This is a genomic window from Variovorax sp. VaC1 (assembly GCF_043658315.1).
Taxonomy (GTDB): Bacteria; Pseudomonadota; Gammaproteobacteria; order Burkholderiales; family Burkholderiaceae_C; genus Variovorax.
Genome location: NZ_JBIGLT010000006.1, coordinates 183,014 through 205,625, shown reverse-complemented (window position 1 = coordinate 205,625; position 22,612 = coordinate 183,014). Strand labels below are relative to the sequence as shown.

The 22,612-nt window shown below is 61.5% G+C and carries 20 protein-coding genes; 8 read left to right on the top strand and 12 right to left on the bottom strand.

What is annotated here, in order from left to right:
* Window positions 1-9 precede the first annotated feature (9 nt).
* Window positions 10-1,647: a DUF4139 domain-containing protein gene (locus tag ACGLHS_RS23835; protein ID WP_394483810.1), complete on the bottom strand. Its 1,638-nt coding sequence runs from the start codon at window positions 1,645-1,647 to the stop codon at window positions 10-12.
* 246 nt (window positions 1,648-1,893) lie between these two features.
* On the opposite strand from ACGLHS_RS23835, the gene ACGLHS_RS23830 reads away from it, so the two are divergent.
* Window positions 1,894-2,331: a PaaI family thioesterase gene (locus tag ACGLHS_RS23830; protein ID WP_394483808.1), complete on the top strand. Its 438-nt coding sequence runs from the start codon at window positions 1,894-1,896 to the stop codon at window positions 2,329-2,331.
* On the opposite strand, the gene ACGLHS_RS23825 is transcribed toward ACGLHS_RS23830, so the two are convergent.
* Window positions 2,258-3,517, bottom strand: a complete 1,260-nt coding sequence (locus tag ACGLHS_RS23825; RefSeq protein WP_394483806.1) for an acyltransferase family protein — start codon at window positions 3,515-3,517, stop codon at window positions 2,258-2,260. The two genes, ACGLHS_RS23830 and ACGLHS_RS23825, sit on opposite strands and share 74 nt — an antisense overlap.
* A gap of 155 nt (window positions 3,518-3,672) precedes the next feature.
* On the opposite strand from ACGLHS_RS23825, the gene ACGLHS_RS23820 reads away from it, so the two are divergent.
* The 3 genes from ACGLHS_RS23820 (at window position 3,673) to ACGLHS_RS23810 (ending at window position 7,122) form a co-directional block, all read left to right on the top strand.
* Window positions 3,673-4,626, top strand: a complete 954-nt coding sequence (locus ACGLHS_RS23820; RefSeq protein WP_394483804.1) for a LytTR family DNA-binding domain-containing protein — start codon at window positions 3,673-3,675, stop codon at window positions 4,624-4,626.
* 187 nt (window positions 4,627-4,813) lie between these two features.
* Entirely contained in the window at window positions 4,814-6,016 is a 1,203-nt protein-coding gene (locus tag ACGLHS_RS23815) for an ammonium transporter (RefSeq protein ID WP_093239119.1), read from the top strand.
* A gap of 170 nt (window positions 6,017-6,186) precedes the next feature.
* Window positions 6,187-7,122, top strand: a complete 936-nt coding sequence (locus tag ACGLHS_RS23810) for a succinylglutamate desuccinylase/aspartoacylase family protein (RefSeq protein ID WP_093239120.1) — start codon at window positions 6,187-6,189, stop codon at window positions 7,120-7,122.
* A gap of 315 nt (window positions 7,123-7,437) precedes the next feature.
* Here the strand turns inward: ACGLHS_RS23810 and ACGLHS_RS23805 are convergent, their stop codons facing one another.
* The 3 genes from ACGLHS_RS23805 to ACGLHS_RS23795 all read right to left on the bottom strand — a co-directional run bounded on the left by ACGLHS_RS23805 (window position 7,438) and on the right by ACGLHS_RS23795 (window position 11,744).
* Complete coding sequence (locus ACGLHS_RS23805; RefSeq protein WP_394483802.1) at window positions 7,438-10,053, bottom strand: NB-ARC domain-containing protein; 2,616 nt, start codon at window positions 10,051-10,053, stop codon at window positions 7,438-7,440.
* Between the two features lie 147 nt (window positions 10,054-10,200).
* Window positions 10,201-11,127, bottom strand: coding sequence for a peptidoglycan DD-metalloendopeptidase family protein (locus ACGLHS_RS23800; protein ID WP_394483800.1), 927 nt, complete (start codon window positions 11,125-11,127; stop codon window positions 10,201-10,203).
* Window positions 11,128-11,195: 68 nt separating this feature from the next.
* Window positions 11,196-11,744 (bottom strand): pseudouridine synthase, encoded by a 549-nt coding sequence (locus tag ACGLHS_RS23795; protein ID WP_394483798.1) that lies wholly within the window; start codon window positions 11,742-11,744, stop codon window positions 11,196-11,198.
* A gap of 338 nt (window positions 11,745-12,082) precedes the next feature.
* Between ACGLHS_RS23795 and ACGLHS_RS23790 the strand changes: the two genes are divergently transcribed.
* Genes ACGLHS_RS23790 through ACGLHS_RS23780 form a run of 3 tightly spaced genes read left to right on the top strand, consistent with a single transcriptional unit; the run spans window position 12,083 to window position 15,311 of the window.
* Window positions 12,083-12,478, top strand: a complete 396-nt coding sequence (locus ACGLHS_RS23790) for a hypothetical protein (RefSeq protein ID WP_394483796.1) — start codon at window positions 12,083-12,085, stop codon at window positions 12,476-12,478.
* A 9-nt stretch (window positions 12,479-12,487) separates the two neighbouring features.
* On the top strand, window positions 12,488-13,861 hold the full coding sequence (locus tag ACGLHS_RS23785; protein ID WP_394483794.1) for a ParA family protein: 1,374 nt from the start codon (window positions 12,488-12,490) through the stop codon (window positions 13,859-13,861).
* Window positions 13,845-15,311 (top strand): hypothetical protein, encoded by a 1,467-nt coding sequence (locus ACGLHS_RS23780; protein ID WP_394483792.1) that lies wholly within the window; start codon window positions 13,845-13,847, stop codon window positions 15,309-15,311. The genes ACGLHS_RS23785 and ACGLHS_RS23780 overlap by 17 nt, the downstream gene beginning before the upstream one ends.
* Window positions 15,312-15,342: 31 nt before the next feature.
* Here ACGLHS_RS23780 and ACGLHS_RS23775 read toward each other — a convergent pair whose 3' ends face one another.
* Window positions 15,343-17,157: a glutamine--tRNA ligase/YqeY domain fusion protein gene (locus tag ACGLHS_RS23775; protein ID WP_394483790.1), complete on the bottom strand. Its 1,815-nt coding sequence runs from the start codon at window positions 17,155-17,157 to the stop codon at window positions 15,343-15,345.
* 148 nt (window positions 17,158-17,305) lie between these two features.
* Here ACGLHS_RS23775 and ACGLHS_RS23770 point away from each other — a divergent pair, with 148 nt between their 5' ends.
* Window positions 17,306-17,647 (top strand): hypothetical protein, encoded by a 342-nt coding sequence (locus tag ACGLHS_RS23770; protein WP_093239129.1) that lies wholly within the window; start codon window positions 17,306-17,308, stop codon window positions 17,645-17,647.
* Between the two features lie 81 nt (window positions 17,648-17,728).
* On the opposite strand, the gene ACGLHS_RS23765 is transcribed toward ACGLHS_RS23770, so the two are convergent.
* The 6 genes from ACGLHS_RS23765 to ACGLHS_RS23740 form a co-directional block, all read right to left on the bottom strand.
* A complete protein-coding gene (locus tag ACGLHS_RS23765; RefSeq protein WP_394484338.1) occupies window positions 17,729-18,556 on the bottom strand; it encodes a LytR/AlgR family response regulator transcription factor in 828 nt (275 codons plus the stop codon).
* Window positions 18,557-18,597: 41 nt separating this feature from the next.
* Window positions 18,598-19,611 carry a sensor histidine kinase gene (locus tag ACGLHS_RS23760; RefSeq protein WP_394483788.1) on the bottom strand — a complete coding sequence of 338 codons (1,014 nt, stop codon included), beginning with the start codon at window positions 19,609-19,611 and terminating at the stop codon, window positions 18,598-18,600.
* A 62-nt stretch (window positions 19,612-19,673) separates the two neighbouring features.
* Window positions 19,674-19,970, bottom strand: coding sequence for a 2TM domain-containing protein (locus ACGLHS_RS23755; protein ID WP_394483786.1), 297 nt, complete (start codon window positions 19,968-19,970; stop codon window positions 19,674-19,676).
* Between the two features lie 40 nt (window positions 19,971-20,010).
* Entirely contained in the window at window positions 20,011-21,018 is a 1,008-nt protein-coding gene (locus tag ACGLHS_RS23750) for an alpha/beta hydrolase (protein WP_394483784.1), read from the bottom strand.
* 21 nt (window positions 21,019-21,039) lie between these two features.
* Window positions 21,040-22,002 carry a sterol desaturase family protein gene (locus ACGLHS_RS23745; protein ID WP_394483782.1) on the bottom strand — a complete coding sequence of 321 codons (963 nt, stop codon included), beginning with the start codon at window positions 22,000-22,002 and terminating at the stop codon, window positions 21,040-21,042.
* Window positions 22,003-22,036: 34 nt separating this feature from the next.
* On the bottom strand, window positions 22,037-22,558 hold the full coding sequence (locus ACGLHS_RS23740; protein ID WP_093239466.1) for a DUF6622 family protein: 522 nt from the start codon (window positions 22,556-22,558) through the stop codon (window positions 22,037-22,039).
* Window positions 22,559-22,612 lie beyond the last annotated feature (54 nt).

Sequence of the window (22,612 nt, the reverse complement as noted above, 5' to 3'; positions counted from 1 at the left end):
GGTGCACCCTCAGCGCATCTGCAGCCGCGCGTCCTTCGGATAGCCGATGGTGTAGTCGGCCGTCACGCGGGCGGTCTTGCCGGCGTCGAGGTCGAAGCGCCACATCGTCAGGCCGGGCTGCTTGTTCCAGGCCAACTCGGCGGGCTGCGGCGAGAACTGCGATGCCACGCGCACCTGCTCGTCGACCGACACCGGAGCGGCTTCGAGCACCTGCACCGCGATGGGCGTGCGATGGCGGTTCTCGACCACGTAGGCGCGCTGCACCTTGCGCTCGGCGCGCGAGCCGGCAAAGCCGCCGGTGCCCTGGTTGTCGCGCTCGGGTTCGGCCTGCACGCGCACCAGCTCGTCGCGGCCGAAAGACAGCGTGAGGCTGGCGTCGCTCGGCGCGTTCCAGCGGCCGCTGCCGACGAAGTTGCCGTCGCGGTAGAGCTGCATCGGGCCGGCCGGCCACACGCCCGCGGGTTGCGGGAGTTCGGCGACCAGGAAGGCGCTGGCGTCCACGCGCGGGCTGGTGCGTACCGCCAGCTTGGCCGTGTCTTCGTGCTGGCCCAGCGCCATCGTCACGCGCTGGCCGTTGGAGGGCACGTCGATGCTTTGGGGCACTGCGAATTCGGTGGCGAAGCTGTTGTCGAACACGCTCACGTCGAACACCGGCTCGCGGCGGTCGACGGCGGCCTGCTTGGCGGCGATCGGCGCCATGGCCGGCGCAGCAGGGGCGGCCATGTAGACCTCGTCGGCCTGCGCGGCCAGCTTGCGCGGCGGCGGCTCGATGCCGATGCGCCACGCGCCTGGCGTGCGGCCCGTGGTTTCGCGGCGTGGCTGGCCGGTGGACAGCACCAGTTTCACGCCGCGCCAGTCTTCGCCGGTGGACTGCGCCACCAGCGCCTGCCGCTCGATGCGCACCTTGCGCGTGTTGGTGTCGAGCAGCGCGCGGTAGGTGGGCGTCCAGCCGGGGCCGTTGACCTGGTAGCTGAGCTTGACGTCGGCATCGGCGCTGGCGGCCAGCGTCACGGTGACGGCCACCACCTGCCCGCCGTTGCCTTGCGAGCGCGTGCGCTCGGCCAGCAGCGGGTTGAGTTGGCGGTCGATGTCGGTCTGCTTGCGCTGGATCTGGTGCTGCTTGAGCAGCGATTCCTGCCCGGTGCGGCGCATCGCCTCGGTCATCGCGGCGAGGTTGCGTGCGTCCAGCGGGGCGCGTGCGCCCTGGGCCCCGTCGCCGCTGCCACCCGACAGGCCCTTGAGGTAGCCGGTGACCATGCCCAGCGCGTCGGTCTCGGCCTGCAGCGCGGCCTTCTGGTCTTCGAGCTCGCGGATGCGGCCGTCGAGCGCGCTGGTGGAGCAGCGTGCCGACAGCTCGCGTGTCTCGTTGAGCACCGAGGTCTCGCCCACGCGCACCGAGGCGTCGGCCGACACCTGCAGGCTTTGCACGTCCAGCCCCGCGGGCAGGCAGGCGAAGGTGACCGAGCGGCTGCCCGCCGCGACGCGCGCCACGCGCTCCACCGTGGCGCTGCCGGGGTAGACCTTGACCTGGGTGATGCGCGAGCTGTCGGCCATGGGGGGCGGCACCTGGGCGGTGGCGTTCAGGACCAGCCAGCCGGCGGCAACGACAGTGGCACGCAGAAGAAGGGTGGGGTACGGTGCTTTCATGAGGAGCCTTCGCAGGAAGTGAATGGGTTTGTCTCCACTCATACGGCGGGGCTCGCGGAACGGGGTTAAGGCGGTGTCAAAAAAATTTCACCGGGGTGCGGTGACTGGTGGCGCTGTCGCCAATGCAACCGCAACGGCGTGGGCCGTCACCCGCGCGACGACGCGCGCGGCCGGCGCTTCTTAGAGTGGCCCATACCTGTCCACCCATCACCACTCACCGGCATCGCCACGCCAAGGAGACCTTCCATGCTCGACACCATCAAGACCATCAACCAGTCCGCCGCCTTCAACCGCTGGGCCGGCTTCGAGGTGACGCACGCCGGCGACGGCCAGGCCGAGCTGCGCATGAACTGGCGCGCCGAAGACATGGGCCAGTACGCCGGCTTCCTGCACGCCGGCATGATCGCCGCGCTGCTCGACACCGTGAGCGGCTACGCGGCCGCCACGCAGGCGGGCCGCGTGCTGGCCTCGCACTTCTCGGTGAACTGCATCTCGCCCGCCATCGGCCAGGCCTTCGTGGCGCGCGGCCGGGTGATCAAGGCCGGCCGCAAGCAGGTGTTCGTCGGGGCCGAGCTGTTCGCGCAGCCCGAAGGCAAGGGCGACGACGCGCTCAAGCTCGTGGCGACGGGGAACGCCATCCTGGTTCCGGTGGAAGAGCTTCAGGCGAAGCCGGCTGCTGCGTAGGTTGGGCCCGGCGCCGCAGCTTCAGGCCGAACAGTGGCCGCAGCCAGTTGCTGCGGCGGATCAGCCCGTCGGTCAGCGCCCAGCAGCCGAGCAGCGTCAGCGCCAGCAGCAGCGCGGGCTCGAGCATCGGGCCCAGCGCGAGCGGTGCCAGCAGCGTCACGCCGATGATGATCAGCGTCTGGTGCAGCACGTACCACGGGTACACCGACTCGTTGGCCCAGCGCAGCCACGGCCACGGGCGGTTCAAATAGCGATGGCCGTGGCCCAGGATGGTCGTGACCGTCAGCCACAGGTAGAGCGTGCGCAGCACGTCCATCAACAGGCCCGAAGCCGGCCCCTTGGCGCCGATGCGCAGCACGATGAGGGTGGCGATCACCGCGACTGCCAGCGCCAGCGACACCCGGCGCAGCCGCTCCAGCTCTTGCCACACGCCGGTGTCCACGCCCATCCAGTAGCCGTAGAGGAACATCGTGAAGTAGACGCTGTGCAGGTAAAAGTCGCGCACCAGGTTGTGCGTGGGCGGAAAGTGCGAGGCCAGCAGCATCGTCCAGGCGAGCAGCGGCACCACCGGCAGCAGCAACAGCCGCCAGCCGCGCAGCCCGTTGAAGCGGCGGCGCATCCATTGGCCGGCGGCCGAGTTCCACAGCGTCAGCGTCAGCGCGATCACGGCCGTGTAGGCGAACAGGTAGGGCAGGTACCAGAGATGGTTCCAGGTGATGCCGAACTCCGCGCCGTCGAAGGCCTTGCGCGGCCACGGCTCGGCCATCGACAGGTAGCGCAGCAAGAAGGTGCCGAAGCCCGGCGCGACCAACCCGTTGGCCACGCCCTGCGCATAGGCCTGGTACGGCACGATCACTGCCATGCCGAAAGCCAGCGGCAGCATCAGCCGCACGCCACGGCTGCGCAACAGGCTCCAGGTGCCCTGGCCGCGGCTCAGGAAGCCGAGCGACACGCCCGAGATCAGGAACACCAGGTCCATGCGCCAGAGGTTGAGGATGCGCATCGGCCATTGCAGCCACTCGGCCGCGTGCGGGCTTTTCAGGTGCCAGGGCCAGTCGGCCACGTAATACATGCCCACGTGATAGAGGATCACGAACAGAAAGGCCAGGGCGCGCAGGGCGTCGATGTCGTGGCGGCGATGAGGGGCGGCGGCGGCGTGGTCGGGCGGGGCGGCGGTGGCGCGCATGGCGGGCTCCTTGAAGCAAAGAAGCCGCGATGCTCGGCCGCGCCGGCCCTGCACTGCGTGTCGGCGGGACGGATCGCCCCCGCTTTGTGACGAGCGGTGGCCCCGAGGGACGAAATTCGCCGGTCCCAGGGGGTGTTTTCGCGAGAATTCCGGCCATGGGAGAACCACGCAAGAACCTGTACGAACGCTACGAGCCGATCCGCCGCTATGTGGAGGTGGGTTTCTGGATCGTGCTGATGACGCTGCAGGCCGCCTTCAGCACCGTCGTCGCGATCGTCGACGCCAGCACGCGCGCCGCCATGCCGCACCCCCGATGGCAGGTCGCGACCTGGGAGGTGTCGAGCCACTTCGTGCTGTTGCTGCTGGTGCCGGCGCTGGTGGCCACCGAGCGCTGGCTGGCGCCGCTGGCGCGCAATCACCTGGTGCGCTTTCTGGCTTGGCACGTAGCGGCCAGCGTTGTTTTCAGCGTGGTCCACGTGGTGGCGATGTTCGGGCTGCGCGCGCTGGTCTACGCCATGGCCGGGTCGCACTACGACTTCGGCGGGTGGGTGAGCCAGTGGGGCTACGAGTACCTGAAGGACGTGCGCGTTTACGCCTCGATGATCTTCGGCATCTGGGCCTACCGGCTGTTCGTGCTGCGGCTGCAGGGCGAGGCACGGGTGCTCGATGCGCCGGAGGAGGGCGTGGCCGAGCCATCGCTGCCGCCTTTGGGCCCGGCTTTGGCGGAACCGAAGGGGTTCGAATCCTCGATGCCGGAAGTGCCCCCACCGCAACCCGTCGCCCGCCCCGAGCGCTTTCTGGTGCGCAAGCTGCGCCGCGAATTCCTGATTGCCGCCACTGACATCGACTGGCTCCAGGCCGAGGGCAACTACGTCGGCCTGCACGTCAACGGCCACGACTACCTGCTGCGCGCCACGCTCACCGACTTCCTGACCCAGCTCGACCCCGCGCGCTTCGTGCGCGTGCACCGCAGCCACGCGGTGAACCTGGGGCGCATCAAGGAGATCGAGCCGATGGACGGCGGCGACGCCCGACTGCACATGCACGACGGCACCACCGTGCCCTGCAGCCGGCGCTACCGCGACGCGCTGCGCGCCGGTGCCGGCTGAATCGGGGCAGCGGGCAACACGGCAGGCGATGGCCTGTTCCGGTGCGTGAGCGGGTGAATCGTCCCGCTAATGGTTCGTTTTGCACCATCAAAGAGCCTCTAGGCACCATTTTTGCTTTCTTGCGCCGGCGCCCCGAGCAATTCGGGTGCGACGCACCAATTCAAATCAAAAACTGCAAGAAGCTCCAATGGACGCACTCAAACAGGGCGCAGATGCGCTGTTCATCCTTCTCGGCGCCATCATGGTCTTGGCCATGCATGCCGGTTTTGCCTTTCTCGAACTGGGCACCGTGCGCAAGAAGAACCAGGTCAATGCGCTGGTGAAGATCCTGGTCGACTTCTCGGTGTCGACCATCGTCTACTTCCTCGTGGGCTATGGCGTGGCCTACGGCACGCATTTCTTCGTGAGCGCCACCGAACTGTCGGCAAGAAGCGGCTACGAGCTGGTCAAGTTCTTCTTTCTGCTGACCTTCGCGGCCGCCATCCCGGCCATCATCTCGGGCGGCATCGCCGAACGGGCCAAGTTCTGGCCGCAGCTGATCGCCACCGCCGTGATCGTCGGCTTCGTCTATCCGCTGTACGAGGGCATCGCCTGGAACAAGCACTTCGGCATCCAGGGCTGGATCGCCTCGCTCACGGGGCACGAGTTTCATGACTTCGCAGGTTCGGTGGTCGTGCACGCCGTGGGCGGCTGGCTCGCGCTGCCGGCCGTGCTGCTGCTGGGCGCGCGCCGCAACCGCTACCGGGGCGACGGCTCGCTCAGCGCGCATCCGCCGTCGAACATTCCGTTTCTTGCCCTCGGCGCCTGGGTCCTGTGCGTGGGCTGGTTCGGCTTCAACGTGATGAGCGCGCAGAGCATCGACAAGATCTCCGGCCTCGTGGCCGTCAACTCGGTGATGGCGATGGTCGGCGGCACGCTGGTCGCGCTGGCCATGGGCAAGAACGACCCGGGCTTCGTCTACAACGGTCCGCTCGCGGGGCTCGTGGCCGTGTGTGCCGGCTCCGACCTGATGCACCCGCTGGGCGCGCTGGTGGTGGGCGGCGTGGCGGGCGCCATCTTCGTCAAGATGTTCACGCTCACGCAGAACAAATGGAAGATCGACGACGTGCTCGGCGTGTGGCCGCTGCATGGCCTGTGCGGCACCTGGGGCGGCATCGCGGCCGGCATCTTCGGCACGCAGATGCTGGGCGGCATCGGCGGCGTGAACCTCTGGGCGCAGCTCATCGGCACCCTCATCGGCGTGGCATGGGCCGCGCTGGCGGGCGCGGCGGTGTACGGCGCGCTCAAGGCGACGATGGGCCTGCGGCTGTCGCAGGAAGAGGAATACGACGGGGCCGACCTGTCGATCCACCACATCTCGGCCACGCCGGAGCGCGAGGTGAACTGGTAAGCGGGCGGCTCTGCGCGCAGGGCGGGCAGGGCAAGGCGGGGTGAGGCAGGGCAAGGCGGGGTGAGGCAGGTAAGGCAGGCGAGGCAGGCGAGGCGGGGTGCGCGAGGCGAAAAATTGACATCTGTAGCAAACTCGCCCGACCGCTTCGCTTCAATCCCCCACACAGCCCCATGACCCAATCTCCCCCCGCTCTCGAAGTCTTGCCCCGCGACCTTTCCGCCTATCGCAAGGGCAACACCGGCATCGACTATGTGCACCGCTTCGAGTCCGGCAAGCCCGGCCCGCACGTGCTGATCAATGCGCTCACGCACGGCAACGAAATCTGCGGCATGACCGCCGCCACCCACCTGCTCGACACCAACGTGCGCCCGAAGATCGGCACGCTCACCGTCAGCTTTGCCAACGTGGCGGCGTACGAATCCTTCAACGAGGCGCTGCCCTTCGACAGCCGCCAGCTGGTGCACAACCTCAACCGCATCTGGTCGCCCGAGTGGCTCGACGGCACCGAAGACAGCCCCGAACTGCGCCGCGCCCGCGAACTGCGCCCCGTGGTGAGCGCGGCCGATCACATCCTCGACATCCACTCCACCAGCCAGCCCGTCATTCCGTTCTGGGTGTACCCCGCCTTCGAGCGCAACGCCGAAGCGGCGCTGGCCATCGGCCGCCCCTCGGTGCACCTCGTGATGCCCGACGGCCTGGGCTCCGGCACCCCGCTGATCCAGCACGGCAGCCATGGCCTGCCCGAAGGCAAGGGCGTGGCGCTGGTGGCCGAATGCGGCCAGCACTTCCTGCGCTCGGCATCGGAACTGGCGACGGCCATCTCGCTCGACTTCCTGGCGCACTTCGGCCTCATCGACAAAGACCCGACCGTGCCCGTGCCCGGCGAGCAGCGCCGCTTTCAGCTGCTGCAGACACACGTCATCAAGTCCGAAGACTTTGCGTTCGTGCGCCCGCTCATCGGCTTCGAGACCTTTGCCAAGGGCGAGTTGATCGCCACCAACGGTCCGGACGAAATCCGCGCGCCGTGCGACGACTGCACGATCTTCATGCCCGCGCAACGCACGATCGTGGGCCGCGAGGCGGTGTACCTCACCAAGCCGCTCTGAAGACAGACAACCAATAATGGCAATTCCGCTGTATTGCCGGATCTCGTGTGAATACGAGCGGTTTTGGGGTTAGTGGTGCAACTGCAAGGCCGAGCAGTGTTGCTGAAATTAATTGTGTAAGCACCGCAGACCTAACTCACTTGGGATAGATGAGCAACACCTCTTGTGTTTGAAGAATAAGAAATAATCAGATGACTAAGTGGCGTTGCTTGCAATTTAAATGCAGGCTGATGTTCTTGAAGAGAAAATCATTGTTATGGAGAGGTCGTAAGTGATTGTGAGAAATCATGATTTTTCTTGGAGTTGAATCAATATTTAAATTTGGTTCCGTGATCCGCGCGTGCCCCCTAATTTAATTGTGAGTTTGTAGCAGTATGAATTTTCGGGTTCAAGTTGCAAACCACGGTCGAGGGTTTTCTTTGCTGCATCGGTTCGGTGCACATGAAGATATAACCATGCAATTCTGGAAAAATCGGTTGCATCGAAATCGCTTTGGGAAAAACGCGTCTCATACGCAGTGCAAACATCGTTAAGCAATGCCCTGCGGTGTGCCGTAGGTGCTTCTGTGCTTGCAAAGATTTGATTTATAGAGTTGACAGTGTTGCTGAACTCAAATCGATCTATCTCAGGAACCAGTGCTTTTTTGCAGAGAGCATTGAGCTCGCCCAAACTGTCTCCAGTTTGCTTTTTGCATCGAATTATCAAATCCCAAGAATTTAAAGTGTTCTTAGGATCTGCGTCCGATGATTGCAAAAATAGCTCGGCAGCACTCAAAGCCTTATCAATTTCTCCGTGCTCCTCAAACCAAGTCGCAAGGCGAAATCTGGTTGAGGAATAGTATTTTGACATATATTCTAAGGCTGGAAGTATTTGTTCGGCGGCAACCCGTTTTGTATCAATTGCGTGAAGCATGTTGAAGGCTAATTTTTGCAATCTCTTTTCAATGCCGGTTGAGTTCTCTTGCGCTGTTGTGGTGCCCATTGTCTGAAGTACAGTCAAATCCTCTCGAACCTGAGGGCCAAGTTGACTTGTTTTTAATTGCTGCTTGGCAAATTGTTTTGCTGCAATTGGGGCAAAGAGCATGTCGAAATCTCCGGTTTTTGTCTCGTCGATTAGAGATGTTCTGATTAGCTCATCGATTGCTCCATCAAGATTTGATATCTCTTCAAGAGAAACGAGCACCACAGTTTCAATGGCCAGCCTTGGAATTAGGCTGGACCAAGACGAAATTAGCAAAAAAAGGCGCTGTCCAAGAAGAGAGAGTGATGCATACGCTCGTTGAAAAAGTGCTTCAAGTAGGTCGCCTTGTCGGATTAATATCTGACTGACTTGAGTTGGCGCATTTCTTTTGGACGCCTCTCCTAACGCGACTTTCATGATGTATGGATGGCCTCCGGCGCTTTGATATAGGTCTAGGAAATATTCCTCATCAATTATTGATGTAATTCCTAATTTTGCTGCAACTCCGCTGATGAGCTCTCTGGCCTCAGGGAGTTGCATTCCTCTGACTTCCAACGGGTAGTCTGCTCGGAATTCACGAAATCGAGATGTGATGAGCAATTTGTTTGGAAGTCGAATGCAATCACTCAAGGCGGTAAAAACTTCTACCGGATTTTTCACGGTCTCAAAATTATCGAGAACAAAAAGGCGAGGTTTTGAAACGCTTTTATCACCAAGAATTTCGGTCAAATCCAAGAGGCATTGCTTCCCTGTTCTTCTTGCCATCTCTGGAAGAAGGGGGTTGACTAGGCGATATAGCTCTTTTGCCACATCTTCAAGACTTAAAATACTGGGGCGGACTGGCTTGACTCCATGATCTAGCAAATCAATATCTCTAGCACTCAGCCACACGATTACTTCATATTCTCCGAGATCTGCTAAATCACGAAGGACTTTTATGGCGAGAGACGTCTTTCCTATCCCTCCCATTCCATGTAGTGTAATGACAGGATGTCTGTCATCAGAAAGGATTTTTGTCAAATCTTTTTCTAGATCGATTCGACCCACATAGTTTGGTGCGCCATTTGGTAGGTTCGTGAATGATTCTCCAGTAACCTGTAATTCCGAGAGTCCTTCAGTTTCACTGGCTGGCAGCTGCATCGGCTGCCTATTGTACTTTGACGCTTCTATTTCTTTTCGAGAAGACGTTATATACGAGAGAGTCTCATATTTTTCGTTGCGAAAATTTCCGTTGGGGAAGAAAAAATCCACTAAATCCGGAGTACTTTCAATTAATGCCGCTTTTAGAGGTTTGCCGCCCCAATAATAAATCCCGTCCTCCAATTTTTGAGTGGATGCGGCAACTGTGAGGTAATTGAAATTGCTGCTCGTGTCGGATATCGAAGATACTCTATATTTTCCTGAGATATTCTGCTTCAAATAGGCCCAGGATGTTTTGAATATTGGAATGTTTTCCAGGTGAAGCAAAGCATTTTTTAGATGCACACTGGCTCTTGACATGTCGTCTACTTGAGTTGCTCCATGACCTCTAGTTTTATTTCTAATTTGTACAAAAAGTTCAAGCGTAGCTCTTAATTCAACTTTGGCCGTTTGATTTTGAGGTGTCAGTCCAAGCTCTGTGGCTGCTGCACTCATCGCAGTATGACAAATTGCTTGCCATTGTTCTGCATCAACCCGTTGGGCAAGAGCGGTTCGTGTCGAGCCTAAGGCTGTTGGTAAGAGATTGGATGCAGGTCCCTTAGAAAGCTCACCAAGCACGGCAACCCATTCTCCAATGCCATCAGCTCTCACTAGCCTGTATGCGAGTTGATAGCGTGTGCTTCCTTGGTCATCTTCGACCGCACCTAGTAATGCACAGGTCAATGTCTTTATCAGCGCTTCTCCTACGTACATCAAGGATAGAAATCCTGCTGTATCAGACTCAGCCACATCTGCTTCGTAACGTTGCCATTGTCTTTCGATAATTTTCATAAGAAGTTGATTCCTTTTGTAATTTGTTATCGGTGATGCAAATTATATTTGCTCGCTTTTATCCAATTGGTTTGGCTTATTTGAAAAAATCTCGGCTCTTGCGAAGAGCTCTGGAGAGGGATTTTTTCGAGTGGAGTAAATACACCTTCAAGCCGCAATGAACAAAGCCGGGTCCACCATCGCCCGATTCAACATCACAGACCAATGCAGATGCGGCCCCGTCACCCGCCCGGTCGCGCCCACCGCGGCCAGTCGCTCGCCGGTCTTCAGCGCATCCCCCACCTTCACGTCGATGCGGCTCAGATGGCAATACATCGTCAGCAGGCCGCCGCCGTGATCGACCCACACGGTGCCGCCGTTGAAGAAGTACTCGCCCGTATCGATCACCTTCCCCGGCAGCGGTGCCAGCACCGGCGTGCCGGTGCCCGCCGCGATGTCCATGCCGCTGTGCGGATTGCGTGATTGCCCATTGAACACGCGGCGCAGGCCGAACGAACTGGAGCGGCGGCCCGGCACGGGCACGCGCATCTGCAGCGCGGTGTCTGGGCGCATGTCGGTGAGCGTGGCGATCACGGTGGCCTGGTGATCGCGTTCACGCTCGTAGCGCGATTGATCTTCGGGCGACAGATCAACGGTGCGCGGTGCGACGGTCAGGCGCTGCTCGCGGTATTGCTTCGGGGCGATCGTGTAGGCGATCTGCCGTTCGGGACGGCCTTCGGTGCGGACCGTGATGCTCGCGTCGCCCGGCGTGGCCGCGAGCGGGATGCCGACCAGCGCGGTCCATTCGATCGTGTCGCCGAGCACGAGCAATGGCACGTCGCCCGTGAAAGCCGTGGGGCGCACAGCCGCCGGCCCGAGCGAGAGGCGGGCGACGCCGCCGGGCACCAGGGATGCGTGGGGCCAGACGGCGGCGTGCGGTTGTTGTTGCGGCTGCGGTGCTTTCTTCGCAGTGCCGGCTGCATCAGCGCGCGTTGCGGGCAGTGCCAGCAGGCCGAGTGCGCCGAGCATGGCGGCGCGTCGATTCAAGGCTGCGGAAGAAGAATCGGGGAAGGGAGAAAAAGAAGAAGTGGTCATGGACAACAGACGTCGAATGAAATGGATGTGTGGTTGTTGATGTACAGGCGGGCGAGCACGTGGCCGCGTCATTCCCGCCAGGTTCCCGGTGCCAGCCCGTCGAGCGTGTGCGGCCCGATGGCGGCGCGAATCAGGCGCAGTGTCGGCAGCCCGACGGCGGCCGTCATGCGCCGCACCTGGCGGTTGCGGCCCTCGCTGATCGCCAGTTCGATCCATGCGGTGGGGATGCTCTTGCGTTCGCGGATGGGGGGCTCGCGCACCCACACCTCGGGCGGCGGATCGAGCAGCCGTGCCCTGGCCGGCCGAGTGGGGCCGTCGTTGAGCTGGACCCCGCCGCGCAGTGCGGCGAGCGCCTCTTCGGTGGGCACGCCTTCGACCTGCACCCAGTAGATCTTTTCCATCTTGAAGCGCGGATCGGCGATGCGCGCCTGGAGCTTGCCGTCGCCGGTGAGCAGCAGCAGGCCTTCGCTGTCGGCATCGAGCCGGCCGGCGACGTACACGCCGGGGATGTCGATGAAGTCCTTCAGGCCGCGCCAGCGGCCCTCGGGCGTGAACTGGCTGAGGACGCCGTAGGGTTTGTTGAAGCGGATCAAGTGAGGCGGGCTCGAGGAGGGCATTGTCCGCAGAATAGCTCGACTGGTGCGCTGGGACGCACTGCGTTAACTTGCCCCGCCCTCATAGCTGTAGATGCTCGCTTCGAGCTGTCGGCATCCATGAGATGGGCACATATAGTGCTGCAGTTGGCGTGCCTCGTTGATCAATTATTCGCGAAATCCGAGGCCGACCACGAAGACATAAGGGTACTGTTCGACTAAGCTCCGGGGTCTCAAACCGCTTCAGTTCGTGGTTCAGGAGTTCTTTTGGATTTTTCTGACCATTTATAAGGCGTTCGCACGACCAACGCTACTCCAATAAAAATTAAGAGTAACTATAATTAACGATCAGAGGGATTGAAATGGCGTTTACACCTGATATGCCGGCTTCTGCCAGGCGACATCTAGAGGCTGGAGATAAGCTCAACGATGGAGATCGACGAGATGTGGCTGGATATCTTTATGGAATATCGGCCGAATGTGCATTGAAGGCCATGATGCTTGAGGCCGGCATGCGTCCTAAGGGGGAGCGTCGAAACGATCCCTTTTATCTTCACTTTCCTCAACTACGAACTGTTTTGCTTGATAGTTTGCAGGGAAGGCGTGCCGGACCCTTGAGTAATTTCGTGGCCGATCACGGGTTTTTCTCTAATTGGGCTGTTGAGATGCGTTACGCAAAAGGAGCCAAAGTATTGAAGAAATGGGTCGACACGTGGGCATTGCAAGCGACTCAAGTGGTTGGCTCAATTGGAACCTGAGGGATTTTAATGAAAATACGTTTCGATGATAGCTTTCCGAAACTCATTGAAGTTTTAAAAGAAGAGCTTGGCCCAGTAGTTGGCGGTGTGGTGATTCGCGATATTGGTGGAAGATTGGCATTCGTATCTGCCGAGAAAACCTCTGCAAAGATTTCAAAAAAAGTGACCGCCAAATTGAAGTTGGAGCTGGGAGCTTACGCTCGAGTTGATAGAGTTTTTGCCTCTGTCGGTGACTTTGGTGTTGATTCGATTTTGAATGAGAAGAGTGCGTTAGCGGTTGATGTTTTGAATTGCAACATACGATTCATTGATCGACGCCTAGTTGGGGCGGATTGGCTTCGCACCCCGGCACCTAAGGCTTCGCCGCCTGCCCGCTTTGTTTTTGCTAGCCTAAAGGGAGGAGTCGGCCGATCAACCGCTCTTTCCATTGCTGCGGCGTATTTGGCTGCAAAAGGTAAGCGCGTACTGGCTGTCGATCTTGATATGGAGGCGCCGGGGCTGGGCTCATTGCTTTTGGATGAAAACACTTTGCCAGAATTTGGACTAATCGATGCTCTGGTGGAAAATGGATTGGGTCCATTGGATAGTGAATTTTTGGCTGACTTAATTGGACCATCAAATCTAGCAGACAATAATGGTCGAATCGACGTAATGCCAGCGTTTGGTCGTCGCTCTATAAAGAATCCAGGAGATGTACTTTCAAAAATATCGCGTGCATACATTGACGATATCGGCCCAGATGGAAGGCCAAGCACTGTGCTTGACCAGATTTCAAAAATTGTGGATCAATTTGCAAAGCCCGATCGATATGATGCGATTTTGATCGATGCACGAGCTGGGTTGCATGAGACCACGGCAACGGCAATATTAGGATTAGGGGCGGAGGTTTTCTTGTTTGGATTGGATGAGCCTCAAACGTTTCAAGGCTACTCAGCATTGCTTTCCCATCTTTCAAAATTTTCGAAGCCGGATGCAATTGTTCAGCCGGAATGGTTGGAGCGCATTTCAATGGTGCAAGGAAAAGCTCCGCTGGATATTAGTTCTAGAGAAGAATTTTGCGATAAATGCGAAAGGCTGTTTGTTTCCTGTGGATTGGAGAAACCTGTGTCGATCTTGATAAGCGAGCCACTTCCTCCAGCTGAGCCATTTGATAATGTTCCATGGAATGATGCAGCCTCCGATGACGAGGTTTTACCTCCGGAGCAAAAGAATTTTCGTGAACCTGTCGCAATATTGCATAGTGATGTTTTTAGGCAGTTTGACCCTGTACAGCGAAGGGATTTGCTCTCTGAGGCTGTTTATATGAAGTCCTACGGATTATTTATTGACCGCGTCTTGGAGTCGTTTCCTGATTTGGAAAGAAAAAATGCTGAAAAAAATTGATTTTCATGCTCTTCGGCAGGCGATTTCAGCCATCCCCGCGGATGTTTCAAACGATGCAGTAGGTGAAAATGTTCCGAAGCTCGAAGACATGTTTGCACCAGAAACGCACGCTGCAGCGCTTGATCCCGCAACACCCATTGTTGTTGGAGCAAGAGGGACGGGAAAAAGCTTTTGGTCAGGTGTTTTGGGTCAAGACGCTACGCGAAAAGCAGCTGCAAAAGCTTACCCGAATTTAGGTCTTGATCGAACCAGAGTTGGTTTTGGGTTTACGGGTGGAGTAGGAGGACCACTCGGAGTGACTACCGAAATGCTGAATTCGGCGGTGAGTCAAGATGCTAGCGCGGAGGTGGCTCGTGCCTTCTGGTGGTCAACGATATTGCGTGCGGCAGCGCGAGGTATAAATGATGCTCCTCTGTCTTTTAAAGAGGCAATACGCGTTGCCGGGGATTGGGAATTGCGAGGAGAGTTGCTCGATAAGTACGAAGATAAATTTCAGAGGAGCCGTATTACTCTTTTGGTTGTGTATGATGCGTTGGATACTGTTGCATCCACTTGGCCTAGGCGCCGCCTTCTGACGGAGGCTTTGCTCGAAGTGGTTTGGGCGATGCGGGCTTATCGACATATAAAAGTCAAGCTATTCCTTAGGCCAGATCAAATAGACGACGATGCTCTTCGGTTTATTGAACTTCCCAAATTGCGAACAGGTGCTATTCGGTTGAATTGGTCGAAATCCGACTTGTATGGCTTGCTCTATGCGAGGTTGATACTAAGCAATGTCTCGACTGGGAGGCTAGCTTTTACAAAGCTGCTGAAAGAGCTTGGAATTGCTCCCGCCCAGCAGAATGCAATCTTGGCTCGCCAATGGTCGCTTGCACACAAAGAAGCAGCGCAATCTCAGGTCATGGAGGTTTTAGCCGGTGCCTTCATGGGTGAAGGGGTGAATGGCCACAAAAAAGGCAAAACTTATGATTGGCCGGTTAAGCACTTGGCCGATGCATTTGCAGAGGTAACGCCAAGAAGTTTTCTTGGATTGGTCATTGCTGCGGCAAAATATGGCGGCGTCCCTGATGACCGTGCTATTACCTCAGAAGGAATTCGGCACGGGCTCAGGGCCGCTTCAAAAACACGCGTTGATCAATTGCATCAGGAGTTTTTGTGGATTAAAGGCGTGTTGGCACCTTTGGCGGGATTGCTTTTGCCTCAGAATGAATTGGAGGTTTTTAAGGCTTGGAAAAAAACAAGAACGCTTGCGCAGCTTTCCGCAGATGCAAAAAATAATAAATATTTGCCGCCATTCGAAATTGAAAATAAAAGTTCTGAGAAGGATATATTTCTCGCGTTGGAGCGAATTGGGGTGATGTTTAGTCGAAAGGATGGGCGATTAGATATGCCTGATTTATTTCGTGTTGCCGCAAAGCTGCTTAAAAAAGGGGGGACCGCACCTGTATAGTGATGCAATTGAATGTCGCTAAGGGGCGAACTTATCGTCCCCAGCTATCCCGCATCCCTGCAGCCCGATTGAATACCCGCTTGTAGGGCGCGTTCGTCTTCGTATCCACCACGAAGTACCCGTGGCGCTCGAACTGAATCCCCACACCGGGCTCAGCCGTCGTCAATGAAGGTTCCACGAACGCCGAGCACACTTCCAGGCTCGACTTGTTCAGCTCGTCCAGCAGCTCGCCGCTGCCGGGGTTGGCTTCGGCAAACAGCCGCTCGTACAGCCGCACTTCGGCCTGCACCGCATCCGCCGCAGCCACCCAGGTGATGTTCCCCTTCACCTTGATCGCGTCTGCGCCGGGCGTGCCGCTCTTGGTGTCGGGCACCAGCGTGGCCTGCACTTCGACGAGCTTGCCGTCGGCGTCCTTGGTGGCGCCGGTGCACTCGATGACGTGGCCGTACTTCAGCCGCACCTTGTTGCCAGGGAACAGGCGGAAGAAGCCCTTGGGCTGCACTTCTTCGTAGTCGGTGCGTTCGATCCAGACTTCGCGGCCGAGCTTGAAGTCGCGCTTGCCCATCTCGGGGTGGTGCGGGTGCACGGGGGCGGAGCAGTCGTCGAGCACGTCGTCGCCGCCCATCAGTTCGCCCCAGTTGGTAATGACGAGCTTGACGGGGTCGAGCACGGCCATGGCGCGCGGGGCGATGGGGTCGAGGCTGTCGCGCAACGCGGCTTCGAGGCTGGCGTAGTCGATCCATCCGCCCGACTTGGTGGTGCCGCTGCGTTCGCAGAACAGGCGCAGCGCTTCGGGCGTGTAGCCGCGGCGGCGCAGGCCGGCAATGGTGGGCATGCGGGGGTCGTCCCAGCCGTCGACGTACTTTTCTTCGACCAGCTGGCGCAGCTTGCGCTTGCTTGTGAGGACGTGGGTCACGTTGAGGCGCGCGAATTCGTACTGGCGCGGATGCGGACTGGCGACAAGGCCGCCTTCGGCGAGGCGGTCGAGCAGCCAGTCGTAAAAGGGGCGCTGGTCTTCGAATTCCAGCGTGCAGATGGAGTGGGTGATCTGCTCCAGCGCGTCTTCGATCGGGTGCGCGTAGGTGTACATCGGGTAGATGCACCACTTGTCGCCCGTGTTGTGGTGGTGGGCCCGGCGCACGCGGTACAGCGCGGGGTCGCGCATGTTGATGTTGGTGCTGGCCATGTCGATCTTGGCGCGCAGGATGGCGGCGCCGTCGGCGACGTGGCCGTCGCGCATGGCGCGAAAGCGCTCGAGGTTTTCGGCGGGCGTGCGGGTGCGGAAGGGGCTGTCGGTGCCGGGGGTGTTGAAGTCGCCACGGTTGGCGCGCACTTCGTCCGCCGTCTGCTCGTCGACATAGGCAAGGCCGGCGCCGATCAGGTACTCGGCGGCTTCGTACATGAAGTCGAAGTAGTTGCTGGCGAAGTACTCGTGCGGCTGCAGGGTGCCGGGGGCGCTGGGGCGGTCGGCCAAGTAGGTTTCGTAGCCCAGCCACTTCACGGCGTCGCGGATGGAGTCGACGTATTCCTGGTCTTCTTTTTCAGGGTTGGTGTCGTCGAAGCGCAGGTGGCTCACGCCGCCGTATTCCTTGGCGAGTTCGAAGTTCAGCCATATGCTCTTGGCGTGGCCGATGTGCAGGTAGCCGTTGGGCTCGGGCGGAAAGCGCATGCGCACCTTGGCCGGGTCGGGCATGCCCTGGGCGTGGTGGGCGGCGTCGCCGGGCGAGCCGCCCCATTTGCGGCCTGCGTAGGCACCTTGTGCGAGGTCGTTCTCGATCACGTGGCGCAGGAAATTGCTCGGTGCAGCGGTCGTTTTGGCGCCGTTTTTGTCGGTCGGGGAGGTCATTCAGGCATTCTAGAGGGCGCCTCTGAAGGGTTACTTTTGGCAACGTTCTTCACATTGCTGGGTGCACCCTCTTTGCATTTGCCGCGTTCAATACACACATGGGCGGTTCACACCCGAACGCAGCCCCCGAAACAAGGAGTCCAACATCATGAGCCTTACACGTTCCACTTTCTTCAAATGGGCCGCCGCAGGTGTCGTGGCAGCCGGTGCATTGTTTGCCGCCACGTCGGCCAGCGCCCGCAGCGACGTGAGCTGGTCGATTGGCGTCGGCGTTCCGGGCGTGGCTGTCGGCGTGGGCAACCCGGGCTACTACCCGGCCCCGGTCTACGTGCCGCCGGCACCCGTCTACTACGCACCGCCTGCCCCGGTCTACTACAGCCCGCCGCCGGTGTATTACCGTCCGGCCCCGGTCTACTACGGCCCGCCGGCCTATTACGGCCCGCGCTACTACGGTCGCGGCTACTACCGCGGTCATGGCCACTGGCGTTAATTCGCCACGGCGTTTGTGACTGAATGAAAAACCGGCCCCGCAAGGGCCGGTTTTTTCTTGGGCGCGTGAGCCGCCCGTTTTTCACATGGCGCGAAACAGGTGGGCGTAGAGACGGCTCACCGGAATCTTCTCGGCCCGGCCGCGCAGCATCAGGTGCAGCTTGCCGGCCTCGTCGCGGTGCACCGACTCGATGGCCGCGCTGCGAACCACCACCGCCCGGTGCACCTGCCAGAAGGTGTCGGGGTCGAGCTGGGGCAGCAACTGCTTGAGGGGCGTGCGGATCAGGTATTCGTGCGTGGCGGTCAGCACGCGCAGGTATTTGTCGGCCGCCTCGAAATACAGTACCTCGTCGATGGGCACCATGCGCACGGTGGCGCCGCCGGCGTCGCTGGCGGCAATCATGCGCAGCGGGGCGGGGGGCGCGCCGGCACCGGCGGCCGTGAGCACCTGGCGCCACTGGGCCAGCGTCTTTTCGAGGGCTTCGTCGGCAATGGCGGGCGTACCGGGCGCGGTTTGCCGCATCGCTTGCAGCGCCTGCTGCAGCCGCGCCACGGTCTTGCGCAGCCGGTTGGGCTGCACCGGCTTGAGCACGTAGTCGATGGCCTGGGCTTCAAAGGCGCGCGTGGCGTATTCGTCGTAGGCGGTCACGAACACCAGCTGAGGCATCGGCGCTTCGTCGGTGGGCCAGCAGTCGGCCAGCTCGGCGGCGGCGCCGAGGCCGTCGAGGCCGGGCATGCGGATGTCGAAAAACAGCACCTGCGGCAGCAGGCGCAGCGCCTCGCGCACGGCGCTGCGGCCGTCACCGGCGGTGGCGACGATCTTCAGTTCGGGCCAGGCGGCGGCCAGCTCGGCCTGGAGTGCCTGCGCGAGCAGCGGCTCGTCTTCGGCGATGAGGGCGGTGGGTTGCATCGCGTTCATGGGGTTCACGGGATTCTTGGCGTCGACGGTGTTCATGCAGGCAAAGGAAAACGCAGCGTGGCACAGGTGCCGCCGTCCGGCGCGGCAGCAAGGTGCATCTGGCCTTGCGCGCCATACACCGTGGCCAGCCGCTCGCGCACCTGCTCGAGCCCGAAGCCGCTGCCTTCCGAAGGCGGCGCCGCATCGAGGCCGACACCGGTGTCGCTCACCTCGATCACGAGCTGGTCGGCGTCCCGGTGTGCGCGCACGCTGATCTGGCCGCCTTCCACCTTGGGTTCGAGCCCGTGGCGGATGCTGTTTTCTACCAGCGGCTGCAGCAGCAGCGGTGGCACCGGCGTGTCGCGCAGGGCTTCGGGCAGGTCGAGCGTGTAGTGCAGGCGCGGGCCCATGCGCACCGACATCAGTTCGAGGTAGTCGGCGAGCCGGTCGAACTCGGCCGACAGCGGATGCGCCAGCGCGCGCGAGCCGCTGAGCGTCATGCGCAGGTAGCTGTTGAGGCGGTCGAGCATGGCCACGGCGCGCGGCGGGTCGATCGTGATCAGCACGCGCAGGTTGGCCAGCGTGTTGAACAGCATGTGCGGCTCGAGCTGGGTTTCGAGCAGCTTGAGCCGCGCCTCGGCGGCGTTGCGCCGTTCCAGCTCGATCTGCCCGAGCAGGTGCTTGCTCCTGCCGAGGCTGTAGAAGAAGAAGCACATGCCGATGGTGGCGGTGATCGTGATGACGACCGCCGTGGCCAGCTTGTGTCCGCCGAAGTCGAGAAAGTCGAGCATCGGGGCGCCGCTCCAGGCGTCGCCGATGAGGTTGCCGACGAGAAAGCCGACGGTCACGCCGATAGCGACCAGCACGAAGCCCCACGGCCCTTTCGGCCAGAGGATCTCGTGGCGTCCGGCGAGCAACAGCCGGCCGCCGTCGATGCACAGCCAGCTGATGGTGCCGATGGCCAGCGAATAGACCAGGTGGTTGCTCCAGCTGCCACCCTGCGTGATGGTCAGCGCGGCGGCGATGATGCAGCAGAAGACGGCGGTGATCAGGCCATGCCGCAGCATGTCCCGAAGGTTTTGGGAGTGGAACCGGGGCGGGGCGGTAAACAACGACGGCTGGCCCAGGCTCATCCGCGGTCCCCGGCGCCCAGCGCGCGGCGCTCGCGTTCGAGCAGCCGGTCGTAGAAGCCGCCACCGGGCGCAAGGAGCCAGATCACCGCGCCGTGGATCAGCAGCCCCAGGCCCCAGCCCATGAGCGGGTACATCGCCCAGCTGTGGCCGTTGGCGGCCGAGATCGTGACGAGGCCGACGTTGACCAGCACGTAGACGAAGGCGTGGATGTACCAGCCCATCTTGGCGCCGGCGCGGCGGCGGGCGATGCGCTCCAGGTCGGGGCGCGCGGAGTTCGTGTCGGTGTGGTTCATGGCGGTGCTCCTCAGCATAAATGGATCGAGGCCGGCCGCTTCAGGGCCGGTCGGCCGGCCCGCCCGCGTCGAGCCGCTCGATGGCTGCCACCGCCGCGGCACGCGCCGCCGGATCGAGGGTCAGCGTGATGTGGCCGGCGCCCGGCACCAGCGTGACCGGAATGTCGGGCCGGCCCGCGTCGGCGAAGGTCTGGGCGAACTTGTCGGCGACGAAGACTTCGTCGTTGCTGCCGACGAGCACGGCGGTGGGCTTGCGGATGCCCTGGATGTCGGCCTGGTAGTCCATGTGCGGCTGGAAGTTCGTCACCAGCGCATATGAGTAGGAAGGCGTGAGTTCGGCACGCGGCGCGTTGCTGACCGCGAAGTCGATCACCGGCAGGTGGTTGAACGCGCTGATGCCGACACGGTTCAGCAGCGACAGCGCCACCACGCGCGGGATGCCGACCGACACCCAGCCGCCGGCATCGGGCCGGTAGGTGGGGGAGCGGCGGTTGGTGTAGGGCGACATCAGCAGGTAGTTGTCGAACAGCGCCTGCCGCTCGCCGCCGGCCATGCGCAGCGCGAAGCCGCCGCCGGCCGAAAAGCCGGCCAGCGTGCGGGGCGCGGCGGGCTGGATGGCGCGCACGAAGTCCTGCAGGTCGTCGTCGAGCTGGCCGACGTAGCCGATGTCGCCGCGCGGGCCCGATTCGCCGTGGCCGCGCACGTCCAGCGCATAGACCGTGAAGCCCGCCTGCGCCAGGCTTTGCGCGAGCGGATGCAGGCTCTGGCTGTTGGCCGACGAGCCATGCACCAGCACCACGCTGCCGCGGCTCTTCTGTCCGGCGGGAGTGGTTGCCGCGTAGCTGCGATAGGCGAGCCGGGCGCCATCGCGCGCCGGGTAGCGCTGCAGCGGCGGCAAGGCGGAAAAGTCGACGTTGCTGAACGGGTCGCTGATGCTCTGCATCGGCTTGGGCGTCGTCGGGCCACCGAAGGCGAGCGCCGCGGCGGTACCGGCCAGCAGCAGGGCCACGACGGCGGATGCGGTCAGGACAAGGGAACGGGGCTTCATGGCGAGGGGCCGTCTCAAGACTCAAGACAGTTGGCTGCCCGCGATGCGTTCGCCGGCCAGGTGCGGCTGTGCCTCGTGGGGCGCGGGCGCGGGCACGGCCGATGCGGCGCGCTGCCGCAGCTCTTCGGTGGTTTCGCCGGGGCCGTCCGGCCGCCAGCCCGGTGGCTTGACGAGGTAGCCCACGAAAGCGCGCACCGAGCGTGCCGAAGCCAGGTCGCGGAACAGCGCGCGCCACTGCGAGAACTCGATCTCCAGGATGTTGTTCGAGGTGATCGGGTTCACCAGCCCGTAGCGGCAGGGCAGGTCGGCGCGCTCGGGGATGTAGGTGCCGAACAGGCGGTCGAACACGGTCAGCACGCCGCCGTAGTTGCCGTCGAGGTATTCGAGGTTCGAGGCGTGGTGCACGCGGTGCGCCGAGGGCGTGTTCAGGAACCATTCCAGCGGGCCGAGGCGCGGAATCCAGGTGGCGTGGATCCAGAACTGATACAGCAGGTTCAGTGTCAGCATCAGCAGCACGATCCGGGGCGGCATGCCCAGCAGCGGCGCCAGCATGAAGAAGGCCAGCGTGCCGGTGAGCCGGCCGGTCCAGCCGAAGCGGTAGGCGGCCGACAGGTTGAGCTGGTTGGGCGAATGGTGGATGGCGTGGGTGCACCAGAACCAGCGCACCCGGTGCGCCGCCCGGTGGTACCAGTAGTAGCAGAACTCCTGGCCGATGAAGCAGGCGGCCCAGCCGCTCCAGTGGTCCATCGGCAGCGTGAAGAACCGGTGGGCGTAGAACCAGTCCATGGCGCTGGTCCAGAAGGCCAGGGGCAGCAGCCAGCGCAGCGGATATTCGCGCACCAGGAAGTCGAACACCGAAACGCCGGACGCCTTCCAGTCGTAGCTGCGCCAGCCGTTGCGCCATGAGAGCACGAGCGCTTCGAGAATCGAGGCGACAAGCACCACCGTGACCGAAATCTTGAGGATCAGCAAGAGCACGTTCATGGCGGTTCCTGGAAGCTGGGGCCGGGCGACGATCTTAGGCCGCGCGGACGCTGTTCGCCATCGAGTCGGTCGCGATGGCCAGCTTCCACAGGCGCAGGGCGCGGGCCGCGAAGACACCGGTGAAGGCGCCGTAGAGCGTGGGCACCACCACCGCGAAGGTGGCCTGGTGGTTCAGCTCGGGGTGCATGGCCATGGCCGCGCCCACCACGTACTTGGTCAGGAAGATGCCCATCATGAGCATCAGCGGAACCGGGCTGCCGGCCAGGTGGAAGCGGCGCTCGGCTGCGTCGTAGCGGGTGGTGGCGGGCAGGGGGCGCTGCAGCAGCAGCGCCACCATCACGGCGGCGGCAGCGGCCCAGCCGAGCAGAGCGCCGATGGAGTCGCCGAAGGCCGAGATCACACCGAACACCGACAGGCCGCCCATGGCGACGGGCATCAAGGTGACACGGTTCAGGCTCACGCTGTTGGCGAGCAGCTGCCTGGCGCCGAGCCAGACCAGCAGCACGAGAACGGCGAACACCCACTTGGGGGTATGGAGGATGACTTGCATCAGCATGGTGGCACTCCGTTGGAAGATGAAGAAAAGCTGAAAAAAGATCAGGAAGCGATG

What these genes read in the sequence shown, in the direction of transcription:
- ACGLHS_RS23835 (WP_394483810.1), bottom strand. Translation starts at nt 1,647, where the DNA reads ATGAAAGCACCGTACCCCACCCTTCTTCTGCGTGCCACTGTCGTTGCC.
- ACGLHS_RS23830 (WP_394483808.1), top strand. Translation starts at nt 1,894, where the DNA reads ATGCTCGACACCATCAAGACCATCAACCAGTCCGCCGCCTTCAACCGC.
- ACGLHS_RS23825 (WP_394483806.1), bottom strand. Translation starts at nt 3,517, where the DNA reads ATGCGCGCCACCGCCGCCCCGCCCGACCACGCCGCCGCCGCCCCTCAT.
- ACGLHS_RS23820 (WP_394483804.1), top strand. Translation starts at nt 3,673, where the DNA reads ATGGGAGAACCACGCAAGAACCTGTACGAACGCTACGAGCCGATCCGC.
- ACGLHS_RS23815 (WP_093239119.1), top strand. Translation starts at nt 4,814, where the DNA reads ATGGACGCACTCAAACAGGGCGCAGATGCGCTGTTCATCCTTCTCGGC.
- ACGLHS_RS23810 (WP_093239120.1), top strand. Translation starts at nt 6,187, where the DNA reads ATGACCCAATCTCCCCCCGCTCTCGAAGTCTTGCCCCGCGACCTTTCC.
- ACGLHS_RS23805 (WP_394483802.1), bottom strand. Translation starts at nt 10,053, where the DNA reads ATGAAAATTATCGAAAGACAATGGCAACGTTACGAAGCAGATGTGGCT.
- ACGLHS_RS23800 (WP_394483800.1), bottom strand. Translation starts at nt 11,127, where the DNA reads ATGACCACTTCTTCTTTTTCTCCCTTCCCCGATTCTTCTTCCGCAGCC.
- ACGLHS_RS23795 (WP_394483798.1), bottom strand. Translation starts at nt 11,744, where the DNA reads ATGCCCTCCTCGAGCCCGCCTCACTTGATCCGCTTCAACAAACCCTAC.
- ACGLHS_RS23790 (WP_394483796.1), top strand. Translation starts at nt 12,083, where the DNA reads ATGGCGTTTACACCTGATATGCCGGCTTCTGCCAGGCGACATCTAGAG.
- ACGLHS_RS23785 (WP_394483794.1), top strand. Translation starts at nt 12,488, where the DNA reads ATGAAAATACGTTTCGATGATAGCTTTCCGAAACTCATTGAAGTTTTA.
- ACGLHS_RS23780 (WP_394483792.1), top strand. Translation starts at nt 13,845, where the DNA reads ATGCTGAAAAAAATTGATTTTCATGCTCTTCGGCAGGCGATTTCAGCC.
- ACGLHS_RS23775 (WP_394483790.1), bottom strand. Translation starts at nt 17,157, where the DNA reads ATGACCTCCCCGACCGACAAAAACGGCGCCAAAACGACCGCTGCACCG.
- ACGLHS_RS23770 (WP_093239129.1), top strand. Translation starts at nt 17,306, where the DNA reads ATGAGCCTTACACGTTCCACTTTCTTCAAATGGGCCGCCGCAGGTGTC.
- ACGLHS_RS23765 (WP_394484338.1), bottom strand. Translation starts at nt 18,556, where the DNA reads ATGCAACCCACCGCCCTCATCGCCGAAGACGAGCCGCTGCTCGCGCAG.
- ACGLHS_RS23760 (WP_394483788.1), bottom strand. Translation starts at nt 19,611, where the DNA reads ATGCTGCGGCATGGCCTGATCACCGCCGTCTTCTGCTGCATCATCGCC.
- ACGLHS_RS23755 (WP_394483786.1), bottom strand. Translation starts at nt 19,970, where the DNA reads ATGAACCACACCGACACGAACTCCGCGCGCCCCGACCTGGAGCGCATC.
- ACGLHS_RS23750 (WP_394483784.1), bottom strand. Translation starts at nt 21,018, where the DNA reads ATGAAGCCCCGTTCCCTTGTCCTGACCGCATCCGCCGTCGTGGCCCTG.
- ACGLHS_RS23745 (WP_394483782.1), bottom strand. Translation starts at nt 22,002, where the DNA reads ATGAACGTGCTCTTGCTGATCCTCAAGATTTCGGTCACGGTGGTGCTT.
- ACGLHS_RS23740 (WP_093239466.1), bottom strand. Translation starts at nt 22,558, where the DNA reads ATGCTGATGCAAGTCATCCTCCATACCCCCAAGTGGGTGTTCGCCGTT.